This is a genomic window from Shewanella sp. SP2S2-6 (assembly GCF_031931965.1).
Lineage (GTDB): Bacteria > Pseudomonadota > Gammaproteobacteria > Enterobacterales > Shewanellaceae > Shewanella > Shewanella baltica.
In genome coordinates this window covers 1-24,414 of sequence record NZ_JAUOEQ010000013.1, presented here as the reverse complement: position 1 = coordinate 24,414, position 24,414 = coordinate 1, and the positions used below count along the sequence as shown (strand labels likewise).

Genomic DNA, 24,414 nt, shown 5'->3' with positions numbered 1-24,414 from the left:
AATTCGCGCGGATTATACGAAATTTAAAAGCTAAATCCTATCTTTATAGCAAATTAGTCTGAGATATTGCGCACATTCGCTTTATTCGTAATCAGCTTGATCACGCAAAAGGCCCCGCTAGGAGGATAAATCCTTAGCAGGGTCCATTAACTCATTAAAAAATGGGATTATTTTCTATTTTTGGCCCAAATACCTGCCCAAGCAATCAAAGCGACTAAAATGACTGCGGGAGCAAGATCTAACAAGTGGTGGAATAAACCGACACCGCCATGCCCTGGATGAGCCCAAGCCATTGAAGGGACAAGCATACATAACAATACAAGCAAAAGTTTCATGTGAACATCCTTGCAGTTGCGATAACAAAGTTAAGCCATTTAAATGCCTTAACCAATATACAACAAGGTACGATATCCGCTAAAAATGAACTTGACTGTGATCAAACTCTCGCCAAATATTCTCTGCGCCGCTGCAAATGCGTGAGGTAAATCACCTTAGTTAAACGTCAAAAGGACAAGATGCCTCACATAAAAAGCCGTATCACCGCTGTGCTCACTACTTTTCATCAATCCAACACTGCTGAATCGCTTCCAGTATTTTTTCATTACAGTGCTTGGGATCATCGGCAAAATCATCCAAGGCTAACACCCACTCATACAATTGGGTGAAATGCAGCTGAGTAGGATTCACCTCTGGGTGTGCTTCGAGTAATTCCAACGCAATATCTAACGAATCTATCCATGTTAATGTCATCGTTTTCCCCTATTCGGTTCGCTTTAATGGGTAAGCGATTGCTTAACGGCGTTACCCATAAGGAGGTGAATCAAGTGCTGATATTCCGCAGTCAATACTCGACAGCAAGGGCACTAACCCTGTGCTTGCGTCACCTTTTTAACTTTTATCGCATTTTTTTCAACAAAATCAATAATAGCACCCGCCACATCTTTCGTGGTGGCGCCTTCAATTCCTTCAAGACCGGGTGAAGAGTTCACTTCCATGATCACTGGACCGTGGTTTGAGCGTAGCAAGTCAACGCCAGCGACATTGAGCCCCATGGTCTTAGCCGCACGAATGGCGACTGAGCGTTCCTCTGGGGTTAATTTGACTAAACTTGCCGTGCCACCACGGTGCAAGTTAGAGCGGAACTCACCGGGCATAGCTTGACGCTTCATGGCGGCAATCACTTTATCGCCGAGCACAAAGCAGCGAATGTCTGCACCATTAGCCTCTTTGATATATTCCTGCACCATAATGTTGGCTTTAAGGCCCATAAAGGCTTCAATCACGCTCTCAGCCGCTTTACGGGTCTCGGCTAATACCACGCCAATACCTTGGGTGCCTTCGAGTAATTTAATCACCAGAGGCGCGCCACCCACCATATCAATTAAGTCGGGAATATCACTCGGTTTATTGGCAAAACCCGTAATGGGCAAGCCAATGCCGCGGCGTGACATCAACTGCATAGAACGCAATTTGTCACGTGAGCGCGAGATCCCTACAGAATCATTTAAAGCATAGACGCCCATCATCTCAAATTGGCGCAACACCGCCGAGCCATAAAAGGTAATCGACGCCCCAATACGGGGGATCACTGCATCAAATGCAGGTAACTCTCGCCCACCAATGTGGATACTCGATTGCCGCATGTTGATATTCATATAACATTCAAGGGGATTAATTACGTGTACTTCATGACCACGTAATTGCGCCGCTTCAACGAGTCGCTTCGTTGAATATAGCTCAGGCCCTTGCGATAAGATCGCTATTCTCATTTGGTCTCCGGCAACCATTAATTTTGAGCGCATAATACGCCTGCGCAGGGATAAATCAAACAACTAGAGGCATAGACAAGATTAGTTGCACAAATGCTCAACGCCAAAAGCAAAAAACCAGTCACATGGACTGGTTTTAACAATTACCGCGACAGCATTAATTGCCTTCGCTAACCATGTTAACCGTGTATTTAGGGATCTCAATCACCATGTCAGTGTCGACCACTTTCGCCTGACAAGATAGACGGCTTTCAGGCTCAAGTCCCCAAGCTTTGTCTAACATATCATCTTCCAGCTCATCACTTGGCTCAAGATCATTAAAGCCTTCACGCACGATACAGTGACACGTCGTGCAAGCACAGGACTTTTCACATGCATGCTCGATATTGATGCCATTACGCAGCGCAACATCAAGAATGGTCTCACCAACATTCGCCTCAAGCACTGCGCCATCTGGGCACAACTCGGCATGGGGAAGAAAGACTAATTGGGGCATTACATCACCTATATGTTGTCGATCGACTGGCCTTTGAATGCCACTCGAATAGAATTGTCCATACGTCTGGCAGCAAAATCTTGGGTTTGCTCATCCAGTTTTTCAATCGCGAGTTTAATTGCATCGGCATCATCACCCGCGGCAACTTGCGCCACATTGGCCATAGTGGCATCGATTTGTCCACGCTCATCGGCATTCAGCAAGTCGCCATCTTTCGCTAACGCGGCATGTAAAGACTCGAGTACCCTCGCCGCCTCCACTTGCTGTTCGGCCAGCATACGACGAGTGATATCGTCTTTGGCATACTTCATCGAATCTTTCAGCATAGTGGCAATTTCAGTATCCGATAAACCAAATGATGGCTTAACTTGAATACTTGACTGCACGCCGGTGGATTTCTCCATCGCGGTCACGCTAAGTAAACCATCGGCATCCACTTGGAATGTCACCCGAATGTGCGCAGCGCCAGCGGCTAACGGCGGAATACCTTTTAAAGTAAAACGCGCCAGTGAGCGACAATCGTCAACCAGCTCACGCTCGCCCTGCACCACATGGAATGCCATGGCCGTTTGACCGTCTTTAAAGGTGGTAAATTCCTGTGCTCGCGCAACCGGAATCGTGGTATTACGCGATACCACTTTTTCCACTAAGCCGCCCATGGTCTCTATGCCTAATGACAAAGGGATCACATCAAGCAATAACAAATCCGATTCAGGTTTATTACCCACTAAAATGTCGGCTTGAATAGCCGCACCAATGGCAACAACACGATCGGGATCGATAGATGTCAGCGGTGGTTTGCCGAAGAAAGCTTCGACCTGTTCACGCACTAATGGCACGCGCGTTGAACCGCCAACCATCACAGTTTCAAGCACTTCATCCGTTGTCACGCCCGCATCACGCAGGGTACGGCGACAGCTGGCAATGGTCTTCTTAACCAACGCCGCAATCATGGCATCAAATTCAGCTTTAGTAACGATTTGCGTCAGTTCAGTCCCATCGGCAAGGATCACTTTCGCTTCAGTTTCTACAGCATCCGTTAAGGCTTCTTTGACTCGACGCGATTCAATCAGCAACTGACGGCTTAATTGTGAGTCGATGTCACTAAGCTGCCACACTTGTTGCATATGTGCTTGCAATAAATGGTCAAAATCATCACCGCCAAGCGCTGAATCACCACCCGTAGCAAGCACCTCGAATACACCGCGATTCAAGCGCAAAATAGAAATATCGAAGGTGCCGCCGCCTAAGTCATAGATGGCAATCACACCCTCTTGCTTAGAGTCTAAGCCATAGGCAATCGCAGCAGCCGTCGGTTCATTCAACAAACGTAGCACTTTAACACCCAGCAAAGCTGCGGCATCTTTCGTGCCTTGGCGCTGGGCATCGTCAAAATAGGCCGGTACGGTTATCACCACACCTTGCAGTTCGCCGCCTAAGGTTTTTTCAGCACGGGCGATCAGCGGACGTAAAATCTCCGCAGACACTTGCACGGGATTCACTTGGCCTTGGGGCGTCACAAATAAAGGTAATCCGTTTTCGCTTTCAGCAAACTCGTAGGGGAATGATTGCTCACCGGCTTTGATATCAGCCAGACTGCGGCCCATAAAACGCTTAACCGAAACGATCGTGTTTTGCGGATCCTGCGCCGAACTCAACGCCGCAAGGGCGCCTACTTCGACTGAATCTTGGGTATAACGCACGATAGAAGGTAATGAATGCTGTCCAAGTTCGTCCGGCAGGGTTGCCGTCTCGCCACTTCGAACAGCCGCCACCAAAGAATTGGTCGTACCTAAATCTATGCCAACGGCAAGTCTATGTTGGTGCGGCGCGGCACTTTGACCGGGCTCAGCTATCTGCAAAAGGGCCATATATATCCAACTTAGTAATGCCAACCCAAGCGTGCTTGAGTCAGCAAAGTAACATAAACACGGAAAATCAATCTAACAGAGCGTCTTCGACTCTGGTCAACTCGTCGTGTAATTTTGCCATAAATTTGAGTTTGCGAACTTGATCCGCCGCTAACAATGCATCTTCAGCCTGCTTACTGGTTAACAGTTGAGTCAATTGCTGAGTGAGTTGCGCGCGGTACTGCGCAAAAGATTGATATAGCTCGTCAATACTCGCTTGAGGATCGGCACTATCGCGTATGTCTTCCAACGCCTCGCGCCATTCCATTTGCTGCATCAAGAAGCCAGTATCTTTCACTGTGGTGGTTTCATGGCTTAATTCAATGCCACGCAGCGACAACATATGCTCAGCGCGGCGAATGGGATCTTTTAAGGTTTGAAAACCATCATTGACTTGCGCCGTGCGCTGCACCGACAACAATTTCTGCTGCTCAGTATCATTGGCAAATTTATCGGGATGAACCGCCCGTTGCAGTTCGCGATAGCGTTCTGCAAGTAAGGCGGTATCAATATCGAAGGCAGGGGAAAATTTAAACAGCTCGAAATAATTCATGCGTCAACTTTAGCGGTTAAACAGTGAAACTCTCACCGCAACCACACTCACCTTTTGCGTTAGGATTATTAAATTGGAAGCCTTCATTCAGCCCTTCTTTAACAAAATCCAGCTCGATCCCTTGAAGATAGATGAGGCTCTTAGCATCGATGATAATTTTCACATCATCGATATCAAACACTTCATCGTCATCATTTAAAGAATCAACGAACTCAAGTACATAAGCCATACCAGAACAGCCTGATGTTCTTAAGCCGAGACGCAGGCCCACACCTTTGCCTCGGTTGACTAAGAAAGATCTGACACGATCGGCTGCCGCTGGGGTCATTGTAATCGCCATCTTAACTCCAGATGTTACTTAGCTTGTTTCGATTTGTACTCGTCGATAGCAGCTTTAATGGCATCTTCAGCCAAAATTGAACAGTGGATTTTCACCGGTGGCAATGCCAATTCTTCAGCGATATCTGTGTTCTTAATCGCCGCAGCTTGTTCGATAGTTTTGCCTTTAACCCACTCAGTTACCAGTGAGCTAGATGCAATCGCGCTACCACAACCGTAGGTTTTAAACTTAGCGTCTTCAATGATGCCATCAGCACCAATTTTCAACTGAAGTTTCATCACGTCACCGCAAGCAGGCGCGCCTACCATGCCGGTCACGACCGAAGGATCGTTTTTGTCAAAAGAACCAACATTACGTGGGTTCTCATAATGATCTATCACTTTTTCACTGTAAGCCATGGTACTGCTCCAAAATTATCTATTGTAAAGGTCAGAATTAATGATGTGCCCATTGAACTTGGTTCAGGTCGATCCCATCTTTAAACATTTCCCACAAAGGAGACATTTCTCTTAATTTATCAATAGATTGAGTAATTACTTCGATAGCGTGATCAATTTCTTCTTCGGTTGTGAAACGGCCGATAGAGAAACGAATCGAGCTATGTGCCATTTCATCGTTTAAGCCAAGCGCACGTAATACGTAGCTAGGCTCTAGGCTGGCTGAGGTACAAGCCGAACCCGATGAAACCGCTAAATCTTTCAGTGCCATCATTAACGACTCGCCTTCAACATAGTTGAAGCTGACGTTGAGGCTACCGCTAACGCGCTCAATCGCATCACCATTGATATAGGTTTCTTCAATGTGCTTGATGCCATTCCATAATTTGTCACGTAATGCACCGATACGAGCGTCATCAGAGGCCATTTCCGCTTTTGCGATTGCAGCAGCTTCACCTAAACCTACGATTTGATGCGTTGGTAACGTACCGCTACGCATACCACGCTCATGACCACCACCGTGCATTTGCGCTTCTAAGCGAATGCGTGGCTTACGGCGAACATACAGGGCACCGATACCTTTAGGTCCATACATTTTATGGCCAGAAATCGAAACCAAATCCACTTTAGTGGCTTGCACATCGATAGGCACTTTGCCCGCACTTTGCGCAGCATCCATGTGGAAAATAATGCCTTTTGAACGACATAGCTCACCTATTGCATCGATATCATGGATCACACCGATTTCGTTGTTAACGTGCATGATGCTGACAAGGATAGTGTCGTCACGCATTGCCGCTTCTAAACGTTCCATCGGAATGATGCCGTTTGCCGCAGGCTCTAAATAAGTCACTTCGAAACCTTCGCGCTCTAATTGGCGACAAGTGTCGAGAACCGCTTTATGTTCAGTCTTACTGGTGATGATGTGCTTGCCTTTCTTATGATAGAAATGAGCAACACCTTTGATCGCAAGATTGTTTGATTCAGTTGCACCAGAAGTAAACACAATTTCACGGTGATCGGCGTTAATTAACTCAGCAATTTGATTGCGAGCAATATCCACCGCTTCTTCAGCTTGCCAGCCGTAGCGGTGTGAACGTGATGCCGGATTACCAAAGATGCCGTCCATTGTCATACATTGGAACATCTTTTCCGCGACTCTTGGATCAACAGGCGTGGTGGCGGCGTAATCTAAATAGATAGGAAGCTTCATAACACACTCCGTACTGAGCAGTCTCTGGTAGAGGCTACATACAACGTACAAAAATTATTTTTATATATAACAAAGGCCGTTATAAACTGACTCTTTGTTCCTTTTGCATAGTGTCTTGCTTAAGCGAGATAAATTGCACATCTCGTTTCTGCATCAAGCCAGCAAGACTGATACCATCTAAAAAATCTGAAATTTGTTTGCTTAAATCGCCCCAAAGTGAATGGGTTAAGCAGCGAGTTCCACTCTGACAATTGCCAAGTCCTTGGCAACGAGTCGCATCGACAGACTCGTCTACAGCATGGACAACCATGCCGACTGAAATATCATTGGCTTCTAGGCCTAAGCGATAACCACCGCCCGGTCCACGTACACTGGCAACTAAGCCGTGTTTTCTTAGCTTAGCGAAGAGTTGTTCCAGATAGGAAAGCGAAATCCCTTGTCTTTCAGAGATGTCCGCTAAGGGAACTGGTCCCGATGCTGAGTGGATTGCCACATCTAGCATAGCGGTTACTGCATAACGACCTTTTGATGTAAGTTTCATAACTACCATAGCTCCCGAACAGGTATGCATTATTTCAACATACCCGAGTAATTCAGTCAAGTATTAAAACCTACTAAAACACTCAAGTATATGAGTGTGCAAATAACCAATACCCTTTCATCTTGGTGGGGTATTTAACCTTTTTCTAGCTTAAGATTCAATGCTAGAGCACCAATTAATCGACTTCTAGCACGATATAAACCCACAATAAAAGTCATCGCTGCACTGGGACGCGATCAAACTCAGGTTTGATCGCAATATGCGTCTTTACAACAGGATGAGCTAAAGTAAAACGCTAAACGAGACCCTTGCGAGGGTCAGCCCTTACGCAAGTAAGGCCACTAAGTTAAATGATTTCGTTGAACCATTTCTTGAAACTTAGATACTCGGATCAAACTCATCTAATGCACTATGGCGTTTTTCCGCTGCCGCTTTTTCTGCATCATTAAACTCGCCCATATCCAGCTCTGGCAGTTTTTCGGTGCAGACATTACCACCCAACCCTTGAATGGCTTGACACAACTCTTGAACTTTCGAGTCCATCAGATGCATGTGATCGAGCATCTGCCCTATCGCATTGGCAACAGGATCGGGATTATCCGGTGATACTGCGTACGCATCGAAGCCATATTTTTTTGCCATCGCGCTGCGGCGTTCAGTTTTCTCTTTCGATTGCGGTGACGGTGATGCCACCACGCGCCCAGGAATACCGACTACTGTGGTATCTTTTGGCACATCTTTCACCACAACCGAGTTTGAACCCACACGCGCACCGTCGTGCATGGTAATAGGACCGAGGATTTTAGCTCCCGCGCCTACCACCACGTTATTGGCTAACGTCGGGTGACGTTTACCCGCTTGCCATGTGGTTCCGCCAAGCGTGACACCATGATAAAGCGTGCAATCATCACCGATCTCAGCCGTTTCACCAATCACCACCCCCATACCATGGTCGATAAAAAATCGATGACCTATGGTCGCACCAGGATGGATTTCAACGCCCGTCAGCCAACGGGAGAAAGTCGATAAACAACGAGCCGTTAAGCGCCAATCACGCTTCCATAACTTATGGCTTATCCGATGCAACCAAATGGCATGCATGCCCGGATAGTTAACCAAGATCTCAAACGCGCTGCGCGCAGCAGGATCACGGTGATATATAGATTCAATGTCTTCTTTTAGCCTAGCTATCACGCCCATTGTTTATCCCTTTGCAGTCATTCTATACGGTGATTATTGATGATGAGGATTTGGCTATTTATCTTTAGAACCTGTGACTTTATCAATAGAGGTCAAGATTCCCCTGAGGATATTCATCTCCTGACTCTCAATCCGCGCACGACTAAACAAGCGGCGCAGTTTCATCATCACTTGTCCGGGATGATTCTTAATGATAAATCCGGTTGATAACAGCGTCGTCTCAAGGTGCGCAAAGAAACGTTCCTGATCGGCGGCCAAGGGATACTCGGTTAGCTCTTCTTCGGCCACTTCTTTTTGTGCGAGGTGGGCAACACGGGTTTCATAACAAATGATTTGTACGGCTTGCGCAAGGTTGAGCGAGCTGTATTCAGGATTCGCAGGAATCGCCACATGATAAGTACACTGTTGCAACTCTTCATTACTTAAACCGTGGTTCTCACGGCCAAATACTATGGCAACGGGGCCTTTAAGTGCCTCGGTCGCTAATTTAACCCCTGCTTCTCTTGGCTCTAACATTGGCCAGTCTAAGGTTCGGCTACGTGCGCTGGTTGCAATCACGAGACTGCAATCAGCAATCGCTTCAGCGAGTGAATCCACTTTCACAAGATGTTTCAGAATATCCGATGCACCCGCGGCTAATGCAATGGAATGCCCATCGGGTTCAACACGCGGTTCTGCAAGGTACAGATTTGACAGACCCATAGTCTTCATCGCTCTGGCAGTGGAACCAATATTGCCGGGGTGCGAAGTCCCCACTAAAACCACTCGAATATTACTTAGCATGAAACAACTTAATTTAATTCATAAAACGTTGGGGACGAATATTATCACAGCCATTGCCGAATGCTTATATGAAAATCGGTATTTGATATAACTATCAAATCGAGTATAATGCCGCCCGCTATTTTAACGTTCTTTAACATCCAGGGGATTGCAATGCATCCGATGCTGACGATTGCTGTACGCGCTGCCCGCGCGGCCGGCCAAAATATTATGCGCGCCTATACCGAACTTGACCGTATTGAAGTCAGTTCAAAAGGTATCAACGATTTTGTTACCAGTGTAGACAAGGAAGCAGAAGCGACTATTACTTACCAAATTCGTAAATCTTACCCTGATCACACTATCGTGGGTGAAGAGAAAGGCGAAAACCGCGGTGAGAATAGCGACTACGTTTGGATAGTTGACCCTCTGGATGGCACTAACAACTTTGTTAGAGGCATTCCCCACTTCGCGATTTCTATCGCTCTGCAACATAAAGGTAAAACTGAAGTTGCAGTTGTTTACGATCCTGTCCGTGAAGAACTCTTTACCGCCGTCCGCGGTAAAGGCGCAAAACTCAATGATTTCCGTCTGCGTGTGACTAACGTGAATGAATTAGCCCCAACAATGATTGGTACAGGCTTCCCATTCAAGGCCCGTCAACATACTGAAACTTATATGGCTATTTTCGGCGAAGTGTTCGGCCAATGTGCTGACCTACGTCGCGCAGGTTCTGCCGCATTAGATTTAGCCTATGTTGCTGCGGGTCGTTTAGACGGTTTCTTCGAAATCGGCTTAAAGCCATGGGATATCGCTGCTGGCGATCTTATCTGCCGCGAAGCGGGCGGTACAGTTACCGATTTCACTGGCAACCATAACTATTTGATTTCTGGTAACATAGTTGCAGGCTCACCTAAAGTGACCACAGAGTTAGTTAAAATCATGCGTCCATTATTGAACGAAGGTTTAAAGCGTTAATATTAAGCGATTAGTTTCGAAGCGTTAGCCTCAAGTGTTAGTTCCGAAGCGTTAGTGTCAAGTGCTCGAAGTATTAATCTCGACTAACGCTTCGCTTTCAAAACGCTAGATACAAAACGCATAGATACAAAACGTTAGACATAAAAAAGGCCAGTGGCAGTCTCTTCTAAGAGCGCTCACTGGCCTTTTTGTTTATGGGGCTTTCATTCCTAAAACTTTAAGAAGATACTCCTGCAAGCGTGCACTGATTTTCAACGATAATCAGCTCACAGGACGTACAACCACTCAATAGATTATCTACCTGCCAAAGCTTGTGCTGGCGCAATCTGGCTGGCTTTCCAAGCAGGATAAAGCGTGGCGATTAAGCTCATGACAAATGCCATCACAATCACCAGCGCCGCATCTGAGCCATGTAACTCAGACGGTAAAAAGTCGACAAAGTACACATCGGCTGACAGCAGTTGAATACCGAGCAACTGCTCAACTGAGCTGGCAATCGCACTTAAATTCAGTGCCACGCTCACGCCGATAATGCCACCAAGACCACAGCCAAGCAGACCATTCAAGGCGCCCTGCACCATGAAAATCCCCATCACAGCCAAACGGCTCAGGCCCATGGTCATCAAAATCGCAATTTCTGAGGCTTTATCCCGCACCGCCATCACTAAGGTGGAAACGATGTTAAAGCAAGCCACACCAATCACCAGCACTAACACTAAGTACATGACTGTGCGAACCAACTGAATATCTTGATATAAATGCCCTTGGGTACGGGTCCAGTCACTGATATACACCGACTGCTTTTGCGCATAACCAAGCTCGCGCACTTTGACGGGGGCATCAAACACTTTATCGACGCTAATACGCACGCCAGTCACGCCGCTCTTCATGTTCAAGATCTGCGCCGCATACTGAATAGGAATATAAGCCGTGGTCAGCTCAAGCTCGCCACCAAGATTATAAGCGCCAGATACCACAAAACGATGGCTCTTCGCCGCACGTAAACTGCCCGCCGCTTCTGGATCCATATCCTGTACATATAAGGCCAGCGTATCTCCAATCTCAAGCCCTAACTTAGTGAGCAAGCTTTGCCCAAGGACGATGTGATTTTCATCTTGGCCGAGACTCTGCCAGCTGGCATCACTCATAAATTGCGCCAGTGTCGAGACCTTGATTTCTTCTTTTGGATCGATCCCCACGACAGCTAAGCCTTGAAAACCGCCGGGCTTTTGCACTAAACCTTGCATGCGGATAAAAGGCGCCGCGCCACGAATACCTTCAATTAACAGCGCCCCCTCGGCAACACTTTGCCAATTCGCGATAGGTTCGCTCACACCGACTATGTCCGCCTGCGGCACAACACCAAGCAATCTATGTTCTAACTCGCGCTCAAAACCGTTCATTGCCGACAGGACGATGATCAATACCGCCACGCCTAAGGCGATGCCCGCAGTCGATGCGAAGGAAATAAAACTAATAAAGCTGTTGGATTGGCGGGCGCGATAAAAACGCCAACCAATGGATAAGGCTAACGGTCCTTTCATACTTGGGTTTCCGCCGCTAATTGCAGGAAGCCGTTCTTCATCATCAGTTGACGATCCATACGGGCGGCCAATTTATGATCATGGGTCACCACCACAAACGCCGTACCCAGTTGTTCGGCGAGTTCGCGGATCAACTCATAAACGGCATCGCCGCTGTTGGCATCTAAGTTACCCGTAGGTTCATCGGCCAGCACTAATTTAGGTTTATTAATCAAGGCCCTTGCGATAGCCACACGTTGACGTTCGCCGCCCGATAGCTCGGCGGGAATGTGCGTCATCCGATGCCCTAACCCAACGCGCTCCAACAAGGCTTTAGCATCGGCAAGCGCCAGCTTACGATCTTTACCTTGAATAAACGCTGGCATAGCGACGTTTTCTAGCGCGGTAAATTCAGGCAATAAATGATGGAATTGATAGATAAAACCCAAATCTTGGTTACGGATCTGCGCTTGGCGCGCACTGGACACTTGATATAAATCTTCGCCTAACAGCAAGACTTTACCTGCGGTTGGTTCATCCAACGTGCCCATGATGTGCAGCAAGGTACTTTTACCTGAGCCTGAACTGCCGACAATCGCCAACTGCTCGCCCTTAAACACTTGCAGATCAACATTAGACAACACTTGCGTGGTCACGGCGCCATCATGGTAACTCTTACTGACACTCTGCACTTGCAGTAACACGTCTTGCATTGAAGTTCTCTCTTAAACAGGCTTTGGCATCGATTTATGTCATTAAATCAATGCATTTAATTATTCGCATCTTGCTAAACCGTCGCTCAATTCAAAAATGCCGACGGTTTACAGCTATTGGCGCATACCGTTACTCATATCTGAGCGCAGTCGCGGGTTGCACATTAGCAGCGCGCAGTGCGGGATATAAGGTCGCCAACAGGGTTACCAGTAGCGTACCAATCACGATCACAGACAACTGCATCAATTCCAGTTTCACCGGCAAACTTTGCCCTACGCCTAGAATAGAAATCCCTAAGGTGGTCATAATGCCATTCAGATTCAAGGTGATGAGTATCCCAACCGCCAGCCCCAGCACTAAACCGAGCACTGCATTGAGCGACCCTTGCACCACAAAAATGCCCATCACGGCGGGTGTGGTCACGCCTTGAGTTTTGAGCACCGCCACATCTGTGGTTTTATCGACCACCATCATGACCAGCGCCGAGACGATATTGAATGCGGCCACGGCCACAATCAGACTCAACATCAGCGACATCATGTTCTTTTCCATTTTGACCGCGCCGAACAAGTGGCCATAGGTATCACGCCAATCGCTGGTTGTCGCCTTAACACCTTGTTTAGCTAATATATCCTGCACTTTAGGCGCTAAAGCGGGTGCGCTAAAGGGATCGGCTAAATAGAGTCTAAGCTGATCGATAGCCTCACTGGGTTGGCGCATCAGCCGTTTCGCATCTTGATAATGGATATACGCCACGCCCGCATCGACCTGAGAGCCCATTTCAAAAATGCCCGAGACTAAAAACTTACGTTGGCTCGGCACTGGGCCTAAGGGCGAGTACACAACCCCATCGCCACTCAATAATCGCACCGTATCACCGGGGGCGACTTTAAGTTGCCTTGCCAGCTCAGAGCCCAAAATTACCTTGTAGTCGCCGCTCGTCAGCTGCTCAAATGCACCTGAGTAAGTGTGCTGGGCAACCGAAGATAACTTTTCCGCTAACTCGGGGAACACGCCATAAACCTGCACAGCACGAATACTCGCCGCCGATTGCACCATGGCCTGCGTTGACACGCTCGGCGTCACGCCTAATACGCCCGGTAAGGCTTTAAGCGCACTCGCCTGCTCAGTCCAATCGACTAAGGGCGCTTCACTATAAAGAGTTAATTGCGGTACTGCGCCTAAGATACGTTGCTTGAGTTGGCCTTCGAGACCATTCATCACAGAACTCACAACAATGAGCGCGGCAACGCCTAAAAAAATGCCCGAAACGGCAAATAGAGTAATGAACGACGCGAACGCGTTCGCTTTTCTGGCCCGCCAATAACGGTAACCAATATAGAAAGGAAATCCTGGATTCATTGAAAGAGGGTTACGTCCTGTGTGCTGAACTTGCTAAATCATGAAGATGGGCACGATAATAGGGGTATTGGTCCTATAAATAAAGAGGCAAGCCTTGTTCACTGACACCAATCCGTATTTTAGTGTGCCTCACCCTTTTACCGCCTACTTAAGTCTGTGGCCGAGTTCCGAGCCATTACCCTCTGAAATGGCATTAAGATCAATGCAATCATTGGGTATTCAGCTACTCAGCGAAGTGAAAACGCTCGAAGCCAATTGCTTGCTGCAACTGCGCCATTTAGACAACGACGCTAAAGTGGTGGTGGACTTTTTAAAGCTGCAATCCCGCAAAGTGGATTTAGTGCTGCAGCATGTATTAGAGAAAGAAACCCAAGAAGGCGAAAAATGCATTGGCAATCAGTTTGGTGGCAGCGGCCTAAGACTACTCACACCCACAGCCTTGGACATCGGCTCACACTATAAAATCACCCTGTTTATTCACGACGAGTTAGTCGCCATTCTTTGTTTTGGCAAAGTGACCGCCTCTACCGCGCAAAAAACGCTATCCACCGAGTGCAGCGCCGATAGCGATACTAATAGCGGTGACACACAAAGCCCCGAGTTCAATACTCAGGCGGAACTTCAGTCTCCTGCCACGCAATGGCAAACCGACTTTGAATTCAGTCAAATTCTCGAAGCTGACGTGGAGCAATTAGTCAAAGCCAGCCTCAATGTGCAGCAGAAACAACTCAAGTTACGTAAACTCGCCAGAGACGAGCGTCAATAGCCGCTGACTTTTCACTGGCACCTGCGCCATCAAGTCTCTACAATGTCTGCAACTCTTTGTGAATGAATCAGTTTATCGCACGCCAATGACTCACATATCAGCCCTAACGCCGCCAGCCGTCAAAAATGGCACTCAAATCCAGACTCTGTCCACCGTGGGCGGAGTTTGCCAAGCCGTTACACTCGCCAGTTTAGCGCGTCAACATAAGGGGACGACCTTAGTTGTTACCAGTGATACGCCAAGCGCCTTAAGCTTAGAGCTAGAGCTGAGTTATTTGCTCAGTAAAACAGGCATTAAGGTCAGATTATTCCCTGACCGCGAAACCTTGCCCTACGACAGTTTTTCGCCCCATCAGGATTTGATCTCCCAGCGACTCGAAACCCTGTCGCAGTTGTCTCAAATTGAGCAAAACATCGTTATCGTGCCCGTCACGACCTTAATGATGCGCCTGCCACCTAAGGCCTATTTAAGCGCTAACGTGTTTGTGCTGAAAAAAGGTGATAGCTACAAATTACACGATGTACGCCAGCATTTAACCGACACTGGCTACCATTCGGTGGAGCAAGTGTATGAACACGGCGAGTTTGCGATTCGCGGCTCGATTCTGGATATCTTCCCCACTGGGATGAACATGCCACTGCGCATCGAGCTATTCGATGAAGAAGTGGAAACCATCCGCCATTTTGATCCCGAAACCCAACGTTCATTGCAGCCTGTCGACTCGATTCGCCTATTGCCCGCGAAGGAATTTCCGACCGACAGCTCAGCCATCGAAGGCTTTAGACAAAGATACCGTCGCCGTTTTGAGGTCATAGTCAAAGAGCCGGAGTCAGTTTATCAGCTGGTGAGCCGCAACTTGATGCCGGCGGGGATTGAAAACTACCTGCCGCTGTTTTTTGATGACACAGCCACCCTATTCGATTACTTGCCCAAGGACACTCAGTTAGTCACTTTAGGGGATATCGAAAAGTCGGCGCGCGCGCATCTGCAAGAAGTCGAACATCGCTATCAAGACAGACGAGTCGATCCACTGCGGCCGCTACTGGCGCCTAAAGAGCTGTATCTACTCATCGAAGAGTTATTTGCCGCCTTTAAACCGCTGCCACGTTACCAAATGCACGTACCGACGGATGGCACTGAAGCGACAAAAGCTGTGGTGATTGCCGCCAGCACCCTGCCCGACATCAGCGCCAACCATAAATTAAAGCAACCGCTGTTAGCGCTGCAAGATTACGCCAGCAGCGCCAAGCGCATGTTGTTTAGCGCTGAGTCCGAGGGTCGCCGCGAAGCGCTGCTTGAATTGCTCGCAAAAATTCAGTTAAAACCTGCGCTGTTCAACCATTTTGATGAATTTATTCAAAGTAATGCCAAGTTAGGCCTTATCGTATCGCCGCTGTCACGCGGTTGTTTACTGCAGATCAACGCCAAAGATGGCATCAGTATCATTTGTGAAACTGAACTCTTCGGCCATCGTATTTCCCAGCAACGTCGCCGTGAAAAACAGCGTCAGATCAGTAACGATGCCCTGATTAAAAACTTGGCCGAACTCAAAGTCGGCCAGCCCATTGTGCATTTAGAACATGGTGTTGCCCTCTATAAAGGCTTAGTCACGCTAGATACAGGCGGACTGGTCGCTGAATACCTGCAACTGGAATACGCCGGCGGTGACAAACTGTATGTGCCAGTGTCTTCACTGCATCTTATCAGTCGCTACAGTGTTGGCGCTGATGAAGACGCCCACTTAAATAAACTCGGCAACGAGACTTGGGCTAAAGCCAAGAAAAAAGCCATTGAAAAAATCCGCGACGTCGCGGCCGAGCTGCTCGATGTCTACGCCCGTCGCCAATCTCGTCCCGGCGAAAGCTGCGAGATTGACGAAGAAGAATACGCCCAATTCGCTCGCGGTTTCCCCTTCGAGGAAACCGTCGATCAAGAAAGCGCCATTATCGCCGTGTTAGCCGATATGCAATCGCCGACCGCAATGGACAGATTAGTCTGTGGCGATGTGGGCTTTGGTAAAACCGAAGTCGCCATGCGCGCCGCCTTTGTGGCCGTCAACGCCGGTAAGCAAGTGATCGTGCTGGTCCCGACCACATTGCTTGCCCAGCAACACTATGAAAACTTTAAAGACAGGTTTGCCGACTGGCCCGTAGTCACCGAAGTGATGTCACGTTTTCGTACCGCCAAAGAACAGAATCAAGTGCTGCAGCAACTGGAAGAAGGCAAAGTCGATATTGTTATCGGGACTCACAAGTTACTGCAATCTGAGGCCAAGTTTGAAAACTTAGGCCTGCTGATCATCGACGAAGAACACAGATTCGGTGTGCGTCAGAAAGAGAAAATCAAGGCGCTGCGTGCCAACGTCGATATCTTAACCCTGACCGCGACGCCTATTCCACGGACCTTAAACATGGCCATGTCGGGCATGCGCGATTTATCGATTATCGCCACCCCGCCCGCCAAACGTTTAGCGGTAAAAACCTTTGTGCGGGAATCCGATCCTGCAACCGTGCGCGAGGCTATTTTGCGGGAAATTCTCCGTGGCGGCCAAGTGTATTATCTGCACAATAATGTTGAAACCATTGAGAAATGTGCCCAAGGCATTATCGATTTACTGCCTGAAGCGCGAGTCGTCGTCGCCCATGGGCAAATGCGTGAGCGTGACCTTGAGCGGGTGATGTCAGACTTTTATCACCAAAGATTCAACGTGTTAGTCTGTACCACTATTATCGAAACCGGTATCGACGTGCCCAGTGCCAACACCATTATTATTGAGCGCGCCGACACCTTTGGTCTGGCGCAGTTACACCAATTACGCGGCCGCGTCGGACGCTCGCATCATCAGGCCTATGCCTATTTAATGACGCCGCATCCCAAACGTATGACCCCAGATGCGCGCAAACGTTTAGAAGCCATTGATGCTCTTGAAGATCTCGGAGCGGGATTTATGCTGGCGACGCAGGATTTAGAGATCCGCGGTGCAGGTGAACTCTTAGGCGATGAGCAGAGCGGCCATATTTCGAAAATTGGTTTTAGCTTATACATGGAAATGCTCGAAGCAGCAGTCAAGGCCTTAAAACAAGGTAAAGAGCCCTCGCTGGCGCAAATGCTCAATCAGCAATGCGAGATTGAACTGCGTATCCCCGCCTTGCTGCCAGAGGACTATGTGAGTGACGTCAATATTCGTCTATCCCTCTATAAACGCATTGCAGGTTGCGAAACACAAGCGGCGCTGGATGAACTAAAAGTCGAATTGATCGACCGTTTTGGCCTATTGCCCGAACCGACGCGCAACTTAATGGAAATGACCCTCTATAAACATGAGGCGACTCGCTTAGGTGCGACTAAAATAGAAGTGCACAGCAAAGGTGGTAGCATCGAATTTAGTGATGATCACGTTATAGACCCTATGTTTATTATTGGATTGCTCCAAAGCCAGCCACAAATCTATCGAATGGAAGGACCGAATAAGTTAAAGTTCAGCCTTGCGGCCGAAACCAGTAAAGACAGGCTCGCTTTGGTCAAACTCTTGCTCGAACAACTATCTCAACATCAATCGCAACATCGTCTTGGAGATAAATAGTGTTACGTAAACTCGCGGTCTCTATCGCTACCCTCATTGCACTATCGCACAGTCAGGTCGTCCAAGCGGAAGCTTGGTTCGAAGTTGAAGTCTATGTATTTGAACGCCAAAGTCAGTCGACTGAACAATGGCCAGATGCACCGATCAAGACAAAAACCGATAACGCGATAGACTTGATCTCTCCAGCGGTTGCACAAGCTGTCACCCCAATGGCGAGTGAGTCGGCGCCTTGTACGCTAGTATTTGATGCCGATGCCAATAGCCATTGCGCCGAAACCTTAAACGGTGAGCCAACGTCTGAGCCTGTAGCCGCCGCACCGACCAGTGTTGAATATCGCTATCCGCCAGTGATCCCATCAGAAATCAGCAGCGCAACAAACAGTTATGCCAGCGCCAATGGCGGTCCAGTGTTATTAGCACGCAGCCAAAGCCAGTTTGCGAGTATTATCAATAGTATCTCCCGTGAACGCGGCACGCGCAGTTTACTGCACATGGCGTGGCAACAACCAATGCGTGGTAAAAGTGGTTCAGTGCCTATTCGTTTATTTGCGGGTAAGGATTTCTCAGGTACATATCACTTCGATGGCAGAAAAATCATTAAGCAAGCTCAAGCTGAGCCTATGACTCATGCCGATGGCACGCCTATGCTTGCGCCAGTGGTATCACCGGTGTGGGAATTAGATGGCACACTGAATATCTATTTAAGCCACTATTTGTATATTGAAACCGCACTGAATTTGCGTAAAGAAGGCCGGAAGTTATTACCAGTAATGCCAAGCGATGCATCAGACAGCAGCGCAACGCTCACAGCGCCCAAAGTCATGACACCGTTTTTAATGTCAGTACCTTTGGAACAAAACCGCCGGGTGAAGAGTGAAGAAATCCATTATTTAGATCACCCCGAAATGGGCATGGTGATCCAAATTCGTAAGATGGCACAACCTAGTGCACAGCAAATAAGTTTGAATGCTGAATCCATACAAACGGTTGGACAATACTGAACCTATACGTAAACCGCAAAAGACTTAAGACAGGACAGCTGTTTAAGACTATACTTTTAACTTAAGACTGTACTATGGAGAAGTCGAGGTAGATATCATCGGCTTCGTCTTCTCCCACAGTGACCGTTAAGCCCTCGGTACAGGGCACACCCACTTCGCACCAAGCAATTAAATTGTTCACCGCAATATCACTGCCTTGAGCTAAGATTTCGACACTGCCATCGCGGCAATTGGTGACATAGCCTGTCACCCCCAAGGCTCTGGCCTTTGTCAGGGTCGCATGCCGACAACCCACACCTTGCACTTTTCCGGTCAAATTAATTAATACTCGCTTCATCTCACGCTCCTGTTTCACGGAACCTTGTTATAGAAATAAGCATAGCCGCAATTATCCGAAGGCTAAGTGTTAACCTATGGATCTATAGAGCAAAAAACAAACGATATTTAATTTTAGGCAAAAAAAACAGCTAACAAGACTGCAGTTAGCTGTGTCGGGCGACATACGCAAAGGGATATCCAATAAATGGACAAATAAAACAGCAACTCTGTAGCATTTTGTTACAAAATAGCAAGACTGGCTACTTTACACAATAAATAATTATTTTCAAGAGTTTGAAAAATAAAACTATCCACCACTAACGAATATAATGCTTTTAGCTGAAAATTGGTCCATATCGTCACTTGCATTGTTCATTTAAAAAAACGCACTGTGAATGTCGCTAAAACATGGGCGTGTTGACGTTTAGCACTACAGCTGAGCATGTAAGAGATAAAAAGCAAAAAACCGGCCTAGTCAGCCGGTTTTTACTTTATTGCGCTAACATACATAAGCGATGGCATGCTACTCGCTAATTATCAGACCATTTTGATAGCGATACTCGGATGAGGGTTCACCATTAAAGTAATACACCGACCTGCCGTGCAGTTGATTATCGAGATACTCATCACTTTGCAGCAGGCTGCCATCTTCGTTAAAACTGTAGCCTTTGCCCTGCAATTGACCTTTATCATCATATTGCGTCAGCCCTAATAAATGGCCGTTGGCTGAAAAGGCCTGCCAGCTCCCGACTTCGTGTCCTGCTTTATAGTTGCCATGCCAGAGCTTAACCATGCTGTAGCTGCTTTCATCTTGCAGCAGCCATTGGCCTTCACGCTGACCGTTAACATACTGACCTTGAGCTTGCAGCTGTTTATCAAAACCACGCTGTAAATATGCGCCATGTAACTTAGCGTTTTTATAAAATGCTCGGTGCATTATCGTGCCATCGGCTGAGATTTCACTCTGTTCACCGTTAAGCTGACCTTGTTGATTAAACTGCTCATTGCGCGTCGTATCGGTATTTTGTGTGATCCACTGACCAACCTTTAAGCCCAAGTGGTATTGGCCCTTCACAAAACTGCCGTCCTCGGCGTTATCTTCTCGATAGGCACCGTGCATTTGACCTTTGCTGTAGTTGATTTGCCTGACATAACCATTCCAGCCAGCACCGATATACAAGCCATCGTATCGCCCCTTGAGTTGTTCATCACGTTCAATCAGCTCACCTGCTGCATCAAAACGCTGACGTAAGCTCCAGTCTTTTGCAGTATCTTGCTGATATTGATGGGTTAACTTTCCCGCAGAATCGAAGCGCTGTTCAGTGCTAATCCGGCCTTTTGCAAGATATTGAGTATCGGTTTGGGTGGCGACATTACCAGCATCATCATAGGTAATATTCTGTATTTCGCGGCCATCATTATCGTACTCTTGCTGCATGGCTAACAGCCCTGGCCCTTTAAAACGCTGCTGGTTTCCTACCTGCTTGCCATGCTGATAATGTTTGATCTCTTGCAGAATATCTGCGGCCTGATAGATCAACACTTCTCCGTGTATTTTCCCCTTAAGATAAAACTCTTTGGTGTATAACCAGCCCTCTTTGGCCCAATACAGTCGTTCACCTTGGTATTTTCCCGCCACCATATTCACGCTTTGTTCTGGATTACCATTGCCATAGAAGCTTTCATATCGCCCTTCCATACCGTTCGCACCATAGTTTGCGCGCGATGCCAGCTGGCCGTTGGCATGATAACTTTGCGATAAGCCTAATTCAGCCCCATTCACGCGATGCTGAAGTTCCCGCAAATGACCATTGGTATGGTAACTTTTCTGATCTCCATGCAACTGGCCATTCTGGTAGTGGTACTCTCCCGAAAGCGCTCCGTCTTCCCAATAATGCAGATGCGTGCCCTGATAATGTCCTTGCGCATCGCTACTGCCCTTGCGAGACAATTGACCGTTGGGGTAGAAAAACTCGAAATCGCCAACGATAAAACTCTCGACTAAATTGGGATTGTTGACACTACCCTTAAAAACCGGTTTATCCGTCTCCAGATAAAAGAGTTGTAGCGGCCACTCGCCATTTTGTTCTGTCGGCGCTTGCTCCAGATAATAAATGGCTTCGCCCGGTACATCGTTAAACCGCCATTCTTGGTCGAGTAAAATTCGCTCAGCCAACAAATTAAACGACATCAGTAGCGCAGATAATAGTAATAAGACTCGCATTTTCTGCTCCTTAAGGTAACGCAGGGAATATATTAACCCACTGTTTATTGACCGGTTCGCCACTTATCGTCAGCTGTTCTATCTTTGCAGCGCGCCCCGCCAGTACAAACCAGCGTTGCTCACGTAATACTTGCTGAAACGGACGCTGATAAAAGTCACTGCCATAATCTTGAATAGCAGGCGCAAGGGGTAAATTCTGCGCATTTAAAAAACGATAGCGCCGCATAACGTCGGCGACGGTTTGAGTGGCATCAAGATTCGGCAGTTGAGTGATATCAATCAACCAACTTTGCTCGGGTTGATATGCGAGTGCTTGCCATTGAGGCGTTCCAGTACAGGCCAAGGTGCTGCTGACATTGATGTCGTAAAAATTGCGGCGGATCCCATCGGCGCTGCTCAGTTGGTACAGCACAAACTTATCCAGCCCAGCACCAAAACCCGTGTTGTTGCTTGCGCTGGTGTTTGTCCATTGCAGTGTGTGCCCGTTGACCTTAGGGGCATCGACTACACTGAGGGTGCACACCGCTGCCTGCTCGGACGTTAACAGCATGCTGACGCCATATTTGGCGACGATTTGCGGCTCAAGTAAGGCAGGACCAGCAGGTGTGCTAGGTTGCGACTGATTATCATAGGACGCATACATATCATCGCTGTAAAGCAGTTGCTGCTGCGCCGGCGGATACGCGACATTTTGCGCGTAATCTTGGGTTGGAATAAAACGAATATTCTTCGTCATTTCGCCGCTGTCAACCGCAGTATTTACATAGAGTGTCAGTGTTGACGGCGCGGCGGCAAAGGTAAACTGTGTAATCGTTTCATATTGCGCCGATGAAGTCAGCGCCAGCATATTTTGCTCTGCCGACGTTAACCAATCCGGTCCAGTGGCTGGCGGTGGCAGATAGTGCACCATAGCGCCTTCGGCACCATCATAGCGCCGGTATAACCACGTTTTGTCAGCGCCGCCTCGCGATTTCAGCAGATAACTGAATGGCTTGTCAGGAATTGGCGAGAGTTCGAGCTGTAAATCTTCATACTGCACGCTCACGGTTTTACTGGGATCGGGTGTCAGGTTAAGTTTTACCAGTTTTGCACCGTGGTAATGGGCCGTCGCGCGAAACTCAGCGACTTGAGCTAAGAGGTCATTTGGTGCATTCCAGCCAATAAGCAAATTTTGCTGCACAGATTGATGGAAACCATCCTGTTCTGGATAACTGTAACTGCCCACCTTGCTTAGTTGCAGCGGCAGCACAGTACCATCCGCGCTGTGTGCCGTGATATCGGTTAAGCTAAACCCGCCTTCGGGTTTAAAACCTGAAAAGTCATGCTGATAGGTTAGATTTAATAGGTCATCTTGCTGGTAAAAGTAACCCGCATCATAGGCAAATACGGCATCAATGGCTAAGGTCTTATTGATCTCATCCAGCACAAAGTCAGGCTGTTTTTGATACTCAAAGGCTGGGAAATCATAATCAAAACCTAAACGCTGTGTTAAATCACCCAACTGGCGCTGCTGCGGCAACATAATAACGTTGCTGCGCACTGTGCCCTTATAGCCGTAGCGCTCAAACGGCGCTTCTGCCACTAAAGCTAACTGCGCTAACCAACCCCGCTCACGTTCTAACATCAGCTGACCGTATATTTTGGCTTGCTCGCCGTCACTTTCAACTTTGGCTAATACATGCGTATCAGTGACTTGCAATACAGTAAGTTTGGCATTGGCGTGGCCTTGATAGGTAGGAAGCGCGACGACCGCCCCCGCTTTGGCGGGTATGGTGCTAAGGAAGGCCGATGAGCTAAAGAGTTTTTTCAGTTCCTGCTCAAGCTCTGCGCCGCGTTCAGCCAGCAGCGCCTGCCATACAGGTTTGTTCAATGCACTGAATTCTTTAACGCTGCCATCGTCTAGATTTAACGTAAATTCAAATCCCTGCGAGAAAATAGCGTGCATTTCTGGATTACGATCGGCCCGCTGGCCACTACTGACGCCGCTCCCTTGGCCATCGCGCATGTTCATATAATCGACGTGCACTTGAAACCGACTGTTTTTGCCCGTTTCGAGGACTTTATAACGCAGCAATTGATGTGAGCTGGTGTTCACCGTTTCGATACGCTGACCATTATCTACTGTGATGTTGGTGGTGCTATACAGCTGATACGAGCGCTCTTCTCCTTTTTCTGGCGTAAACTCAACATCAGCATCCCCAAAAGAACAGGCCGATAATAAACAGCATGCAACTACGCTAACCAAGTACTTCACGGTTATTCCTTGTATCTCAAATAGTAAGCGCCGCATTATGCCCTTTCACGCCCAGTAAATAAAATGCTTTGCTATTTATGCCAGTTCAGCACAACACCTGAATGCGCGACTAAAATATCCTTTTAGATCGTCACAGGTAGGGCAATACCTATCTTAGGCAAGTTCTTAATGACGAATTACAACATAAAGAACTGATGCAAAAAGCTAGTTGTGCGGCATTAATTGTCATGATTCCCCAGTGACTCGCCGATTTTTTATTTAATAAGAAGTATCCCTTTGGGCTCGACGGCGACACCCATCATGTCAACTATCACTGTAGCTGCAATGTCAATCCTAACTATCACTTTCGCAGTTCGTTTAGCTAAAAAGCTATTGCACCAAAGCAAGATAACTTTGTCGTCAATAGTGCAGCATGAATTGTCATTGTTTCCCCAGTGACTCGCCGTAAATATATCCCTATAGGCTCGACG

Annotated in this window: 22 protein-coding genes; 4 read left to right on the top strand and 18 right to left on the bottom strand. The window is 47.7% G+C overall.

The annotated features are described in order from the left end of the window. Positions 1 to 167 precede the first annotated feature (167 nt). From Q4Q57_RS10925 to trmJ, 12 genes are all read right to left on the bottom strand, one after another. The gene (locus Q4Q57_RS10925; protein ID WP_006081849.1) at positions 168 to 335 is read right to left on the bottom strand and encodes a hypothetical protein; all 168 of its coding nucleotides are present in this window, start codon (positions 333 to 335) and stop codon (positions 168 to 170) included. Between the two features lie 217 nt (positions 336 to 552). Further along, a complete protein-coding gene (gene iscX / locus Q4Q57_RS10920) occupies positions 553 to 750 on the bottom strand; it encodes a Fe-S cluster assembly protein IscX (RefSeq protein ID WP_006081850.1) in 198 nt (65 codons plus the stop codon). A gap of 113 nt (positions 751 to 863) precedes the next feature. Beyond that, on the bottom strand, positions 864 to 1,769 hold the full coding sequence (gene rimK, locus Q4Q57_RS10915; RefSeq protein ID WP_006081851.1) for a 30S ribosomal protein S6--L-glutamate ligase: 906 nt from the start codon (positions 1,767 to 1,769) through the stop codon (positions 864 to 866). Between the two features lie 157 nt (positions 1,770 to 1,926). Continuing rightward, entirely contained in the window at positions 1,927 to 2,265 is a 339-nt protein-coding gene (gene fdx, locus Q4Q57_RS10910; protein WP_006081852.1) for an ISC system 2Fe-2S type ferredoxin, read from the bottom strand. Positions 2,266 to 2,273: 8 nt separating this feature from the next. Continuing rightward, positions 2,274 to 4,136, bottom strand: a complete 1,863-nt coding sequence (gene hscA / locus Q4Q57_RS10905; protein ID WP_311890821.1) for a Fe-S protein assembly chaperone HscA — start codon at positions 4,134 to 4,136, stop codon at positions 2,274 to 2,276. A 67-nt stretch (positions 4,137 to 4,203) separates the two neighbouring features. Beyond that, the gene (gene hscB / locus Q4Q57_RS10900; protein ID WP_311890820.1) at positions 4,204 to 4,728 is read right to left on the bottom strand and encodes a co-chaperone HscB; all 525 of its coding nucleotides are present in this window, start codon (positions 4,726 to 4,728) and stop codon (positions 4,204 to 4,206) included. 16 nt (positions 4,729 to 4,744) lie between these two features. After that, complete coding sequence (iscA, locus tag Q4Q57_RS10895; RefSeq protein ID WP_107947761.1) at positions 4,745 to 5,068, bottom strand: iron-sulfur cluster assembly protein IscA; 324 nt, start codon at positions 5,066 to 5,068, stop codon at positions 4,745 to 4,747. A 14-nt stretch (positions 5,069 to 5,082) separates the two neighbouring features. Beyond that, positions 5,083 to 5,466, bottom strand: coding sequence for a Fe-S cluster assembly scaffold IscU (gene iscU, locus Q4Q57_RS10890; RefSeq protein ID WP_011072277.1), 384 nt, complete (start codon positions 5,464 to 5,466; stop codon positions 5,083 to 5,085). A 37-nt stretch (positions 5,467 to 5,503) separates the two neighbouring features. Continuing rightward, a complete protein-coding gene (locus Q4Q57_RS10885) occupies positions 5,504 to 6,718 on the bottom strand; it encodes an IscS subfamily cysteine desulfurase (RefSeq protein ID WP_107404633.1) in 1,215 nt (404 codons plus the stop codon). 79 nt (positions 6,719 to 6,797) lie between these two features. Beyond that, positions 6,798 to 7,259, bottom strand: a complete 462-nt coding sequence (iscR, locus tag Q4Q57_RS10880) for a Fe-S cluster assembly transcriptional regulator IscR (RefSeq protein ID WP_006081858.1) — start codon at positions 7,257 to 7,259, stop codon at positions 6,798 to 6,800. Between the two features lie 378 nt (positions 7,260 to 7,637). After that, positions 7,638 to 8,459 (bottom strand): serine O-acetyltransferase, encoded by an 822-nt coding sequence (cysE, locus tag Q4Q57_RS10875; RefSeq protein WP_107404634.1) that lies wholly within the window; start codon positions 8,457 to 8,459, stop codon positions 7,638 to 7,640. A 54-nt stretch (positions 8,460 to 8,513) separates the two neighbouring features. Beyond that, complete coding sequence (gene trmJ / locus Q4Q57_RS10870) at positions 8,514 to 9,242, bottom strand: tRNA (cytosine(32)/uridine(32)-2'-O)-methyltransferase TrmJ (protein WP_263167246.1); 729 nt, start codon at positions 9,240 to 9,242, stop codon at positions 8,514 to 8,516. 153 nt (positions 9,243 to 9,395) lie between these two features. On the opposite strand from trmJ, the gene suhB reads away from it, so the two are divergent. After that, positions 9,396 to 10,199, top strand: coding sequence for an inositol-1-monophosphatase (suhB, locus tag Q4Q57_RS10865; RefSeq protein WP_106650666.1), 804 nt, complete (start codon positions 9,396 to 9,398; stop codon positions 10,197 to 10,199). A 293-nt stretch (positions 10,200 to 10,492) separates the two neighbouring features. Here the strand turns inward: suhB and lolE are convergent, their stop codons facing one another. The 3 genes from lolE to Q4Q57_RS10850 form a co-directional block, all read right to left on the bottom strand. Beyond that, positions 10,493 to 11,743: a lipoprotein-releasing ABC transporter permease subunit LolE gene (gene lolE, locus Q4Q57_RS10860; RefSeq protein WP_311890819.1), complete on the bottom strand. Its 1,251-nt coding sequence runs from the start codon at positions 11,741 to 11,743 to the stop codon at positions 10,493 to 10,495. Then, entirely contained in the window at positions 11,740 to 12,435 is a 696-nt protein-coding gene (gene lolD, locus Q4Q57_RS10855; RefSeq protein ID WP_006081863.1) for a lipoprotein-releasing ABC transporter ATP-binding protein LolD, read from the bottom strand. Before lolD ends, lolE begins: the two co-directional genes overlap by 4 nt. Positions 12,436 to 12,565: 130 nt before the next feature. Continuing rightward, positions 12,566 to 13,798, bottom strand: coding sequence for a lipoprotein-releasing ABC transporter permease subunit (locus Q4Q57_RS10850; protein WP_012089342.1), 1,233 nt, complete (start codon positions 13,796 to 13,798; stop codon positions 12,566 to 12,568). Positions 13,799 to 13,892: 94 nt separating this feature from the next. Here Q4Q57_RS10850 and Q4Q57_RS10845 point away from each other — a divergent pair, with 94 nt between their 5' ends. From Q4Q57_RS10845 to Q4Q57_RS10835, 3 genes are all read left to right on the top strand, one after another. Beyond that, on the top strand, positions 13,893 to 14,564 hold the full coding sequence (locus Q4Q57_RS10845; protein ID WP_311890818.1) for a hypothetical protein: 672 nt from the start codon (positions 13,893 to 13,895) through the stop codon (positions 14,562 to 14,564). A gap of 85 nt (positions 14,565 to 14,649) precedes the next feature. Further along, complete coding sequence (gene mfd / locus Q4Q57_RS10840; RefSeq protein ID WP_311890870.1) at positions 14,650 to 18,147, top strand: transcription-repair coupling factor; 3,498 nt, start codon at positions 14,650 to 14,652, stop codon at positions 18,145 to 18,147. Next, positions 18,147 to 19,148 (top strand): peptidoglycan binding protein CsiV, encoded by a 1,002-nt coding sequence (locus Q4Q57_RS10835; RefSeq protein WP_300480586.1) that lies wholly within the window; start codon positions 18,147 to 18,149, stop codon positions 19,146 to 19,148. The genes mfd and Q4Q57_RS10835 overlap by 1 nt, the downstream gene beginning before the upstream one ends. Before the next feature lie 61 nt (positions 19,149 to 19,209). Here Q4Q57_RS10835 and Q4Q57_RS10830 read toward each other — a convergent pair whose 3' ends face one another. The 3 genes from Q4Q57_RS10830 to Q4Q57_RS10820 form a co-directional block, all read right to left on the bottom strand. After that, positions 19,210 to 19,485, bottom strand: a complete 276-nt coding sequence (locus tag Q4Q57_RS10830; RefSeq protein WP_106650673.1) for an acylphosphatase — start codon at positions 19,483 to 19,485, stop codon at positions 19,210 to 19,212. Between the two features lie 504 nt (positions 19,486 to 19,989). Continuing rightward, entirely contained in the window at positions 19,990 to 21,690 is a 1,701-nt protein-coding gene (locus tag Q4Q57_RS10825; RefSeq protein ID WP_311890817.1) for a hypothetical protein, read from the bottom strand. Positions 21,691 to 21,700: 10 nt separating this feature from the next. After that, on the bottom strand, positions 21,701 to 23,980 hold the full coding sequence (locus tag Q4Q57_RS10820) for a hypothetical protein (RefSeq protein WP_311890816.1): 2,280 nt from the start codon (positions 23,978 to 23,980) through the stop codon (positions 21,701 to 21,703). Positions 23,981 to 24,414 lie beyond the last annotated feature (434 nt).

What these genes read in the sequence shown, in the direction of transcription:
- trmJ (WP_263167246.1), bottom strand. Translation starts at nt 9,242, where the DNA reads ATGCTAAGTAATATTCGAGTGGTTTTAGTGGGGACTTCGCACCCCGGC.
- Q4Q57_RS10825 (WP_311890817.1), bottom strand. Translation starts at nt 21,690, where the DNA reads ATGCGAGTCTTATTACTATTATCTGCGCTACTGATGTCGTTTAATTTG.
- lolE (WP_311890819.1), bottom strand. Translation starts at nt 11,743, where the DNA reads ATGAAAGGACCGTTAGCCTTATCCATTGGTTGGCGTTTTTATCGCGCC.
- Q4Q57_RS10925 (WP_006081849.1), bottom strand. Translation starts at nt 335, where the DNA reads ATGAAACTTTTGCTTGTATTGTTATGTATGCTTGTCCCTTCAATGGCT.
- iscX (WP_006081850.1), bottom strand. Translation starts at nt 750, where the DNA reads ATGACATTAACATGGATAGATTCGTTAGATATTGCGTTGGAATTACTC.
- hscA (WP_311890821.1), bottom strand. Translation starts at nt 4,136, where the DNA reads ATGGCCCTTTTGCAGATAGCTGAGCCCGGTCAAAGTGCCGCGCCGCAC.
- Q4Q57_RS10820 (WP_311890816.1), bottom strand. Translation starts at nt 23,980, where the DNA reads ATGCGGCGCTTACTATTTGAGATACAAGGAATAACCGTGAAGTACTTG.
- hscB (WP_311890820.1), bottom strand. Translation starts at nt 4,728, where the DNA reads ATGAATTATTTCGAGCTGTTTAAATTTTCCCCTGCCTTCGATATTGAT.
- iscR (WP_006081858.1), bottom strand. Translation starts at nt 7,259, where the DNA reads ATGAAACTTACATCAAAAGGTCGTTATGCAGTAACCGCTATGCTAGAT.
- Q4Q57_RS10850 (WP_012089342.1), bottom strand. Translation starts at nt 13,798, where the DNA reads ATGAATCCAGGATTTCCTTTCTATATTGGTTACCGTTATTGGCGGGCC.
- rimK (WP_006081851.1), bottom strand. Translation starts at nt 1,769, where the DNA reads ATGAGAATAGCGATCTTATCGCAAGGGCCTGAGCTATATTCAACGAAG.
- fdx (WP_006081852.1), bottom strand. Translation starts at nt 2,265, where the DNA reads ATGCCCCAATTAGTCTTTCTTCCCCATGCCGAGTTGTGCCCAGATGGC.
- mfd (WP_311890870.1), top strand. Translation starts at nt 14,650, where the DNA reads ATGACTCACATATCAGCCCTAACGCCGCCAGCCGTCAAAAATGGCACT.
- iscA (WP_107947761.1), bottom strand. Translation starts at nt 5,068, where the DNA reads ATGGCGATTACAATGACCCCAGCGGCAGCCGATCGTGTCAGATCTTTC.
- lolD (WP_006081863.1), bottom strand. Translation starts at nt 12,435, where the DNA reads ATGCAAGACGTGTTACTGCAAGTGCAGAGTGTCAGTAAGAGTTACCAT.
- iscU (WP_011072277.1), bottom strand. Translation starts at nt 5,466, where the DNA reads ATGGCTTACAGTGAAAAAGTGATAGATCATTATGAGAACCCACGTAAT.
- Q4Q57_RS10830 (WP_106650673.1), bottom strand. Translation starts at nt 19,485, where the DNA reads ATGAAGCGAGTATTAATTAATTTGACCGGAAAAGTGCAAGGTGTGGGT.
- suhB (WP_106650666.1), top strand. Translation starts at nt 9,396, where the DNA reads ATGCATCCGATGCTGACGATTGCTGTACGCGCTGCCCGCGCGGCCGGC.
- Q4Q57_RS10885 (WP_107404633.1), bottom strand. Translation starts at nt 6,718, where the DNA reads ATGAAGCTTCCTATCTATTTAGATTACGCCGCCACCACGCCTGTTGAT.
- cysE (WP_107404634.1), bottom strand. Translation starts at nt 8,459, where the DNA reads ATGGGCGTGATAGCTAGGCTAAAAGAAGACATTGAATCTATATATCAC.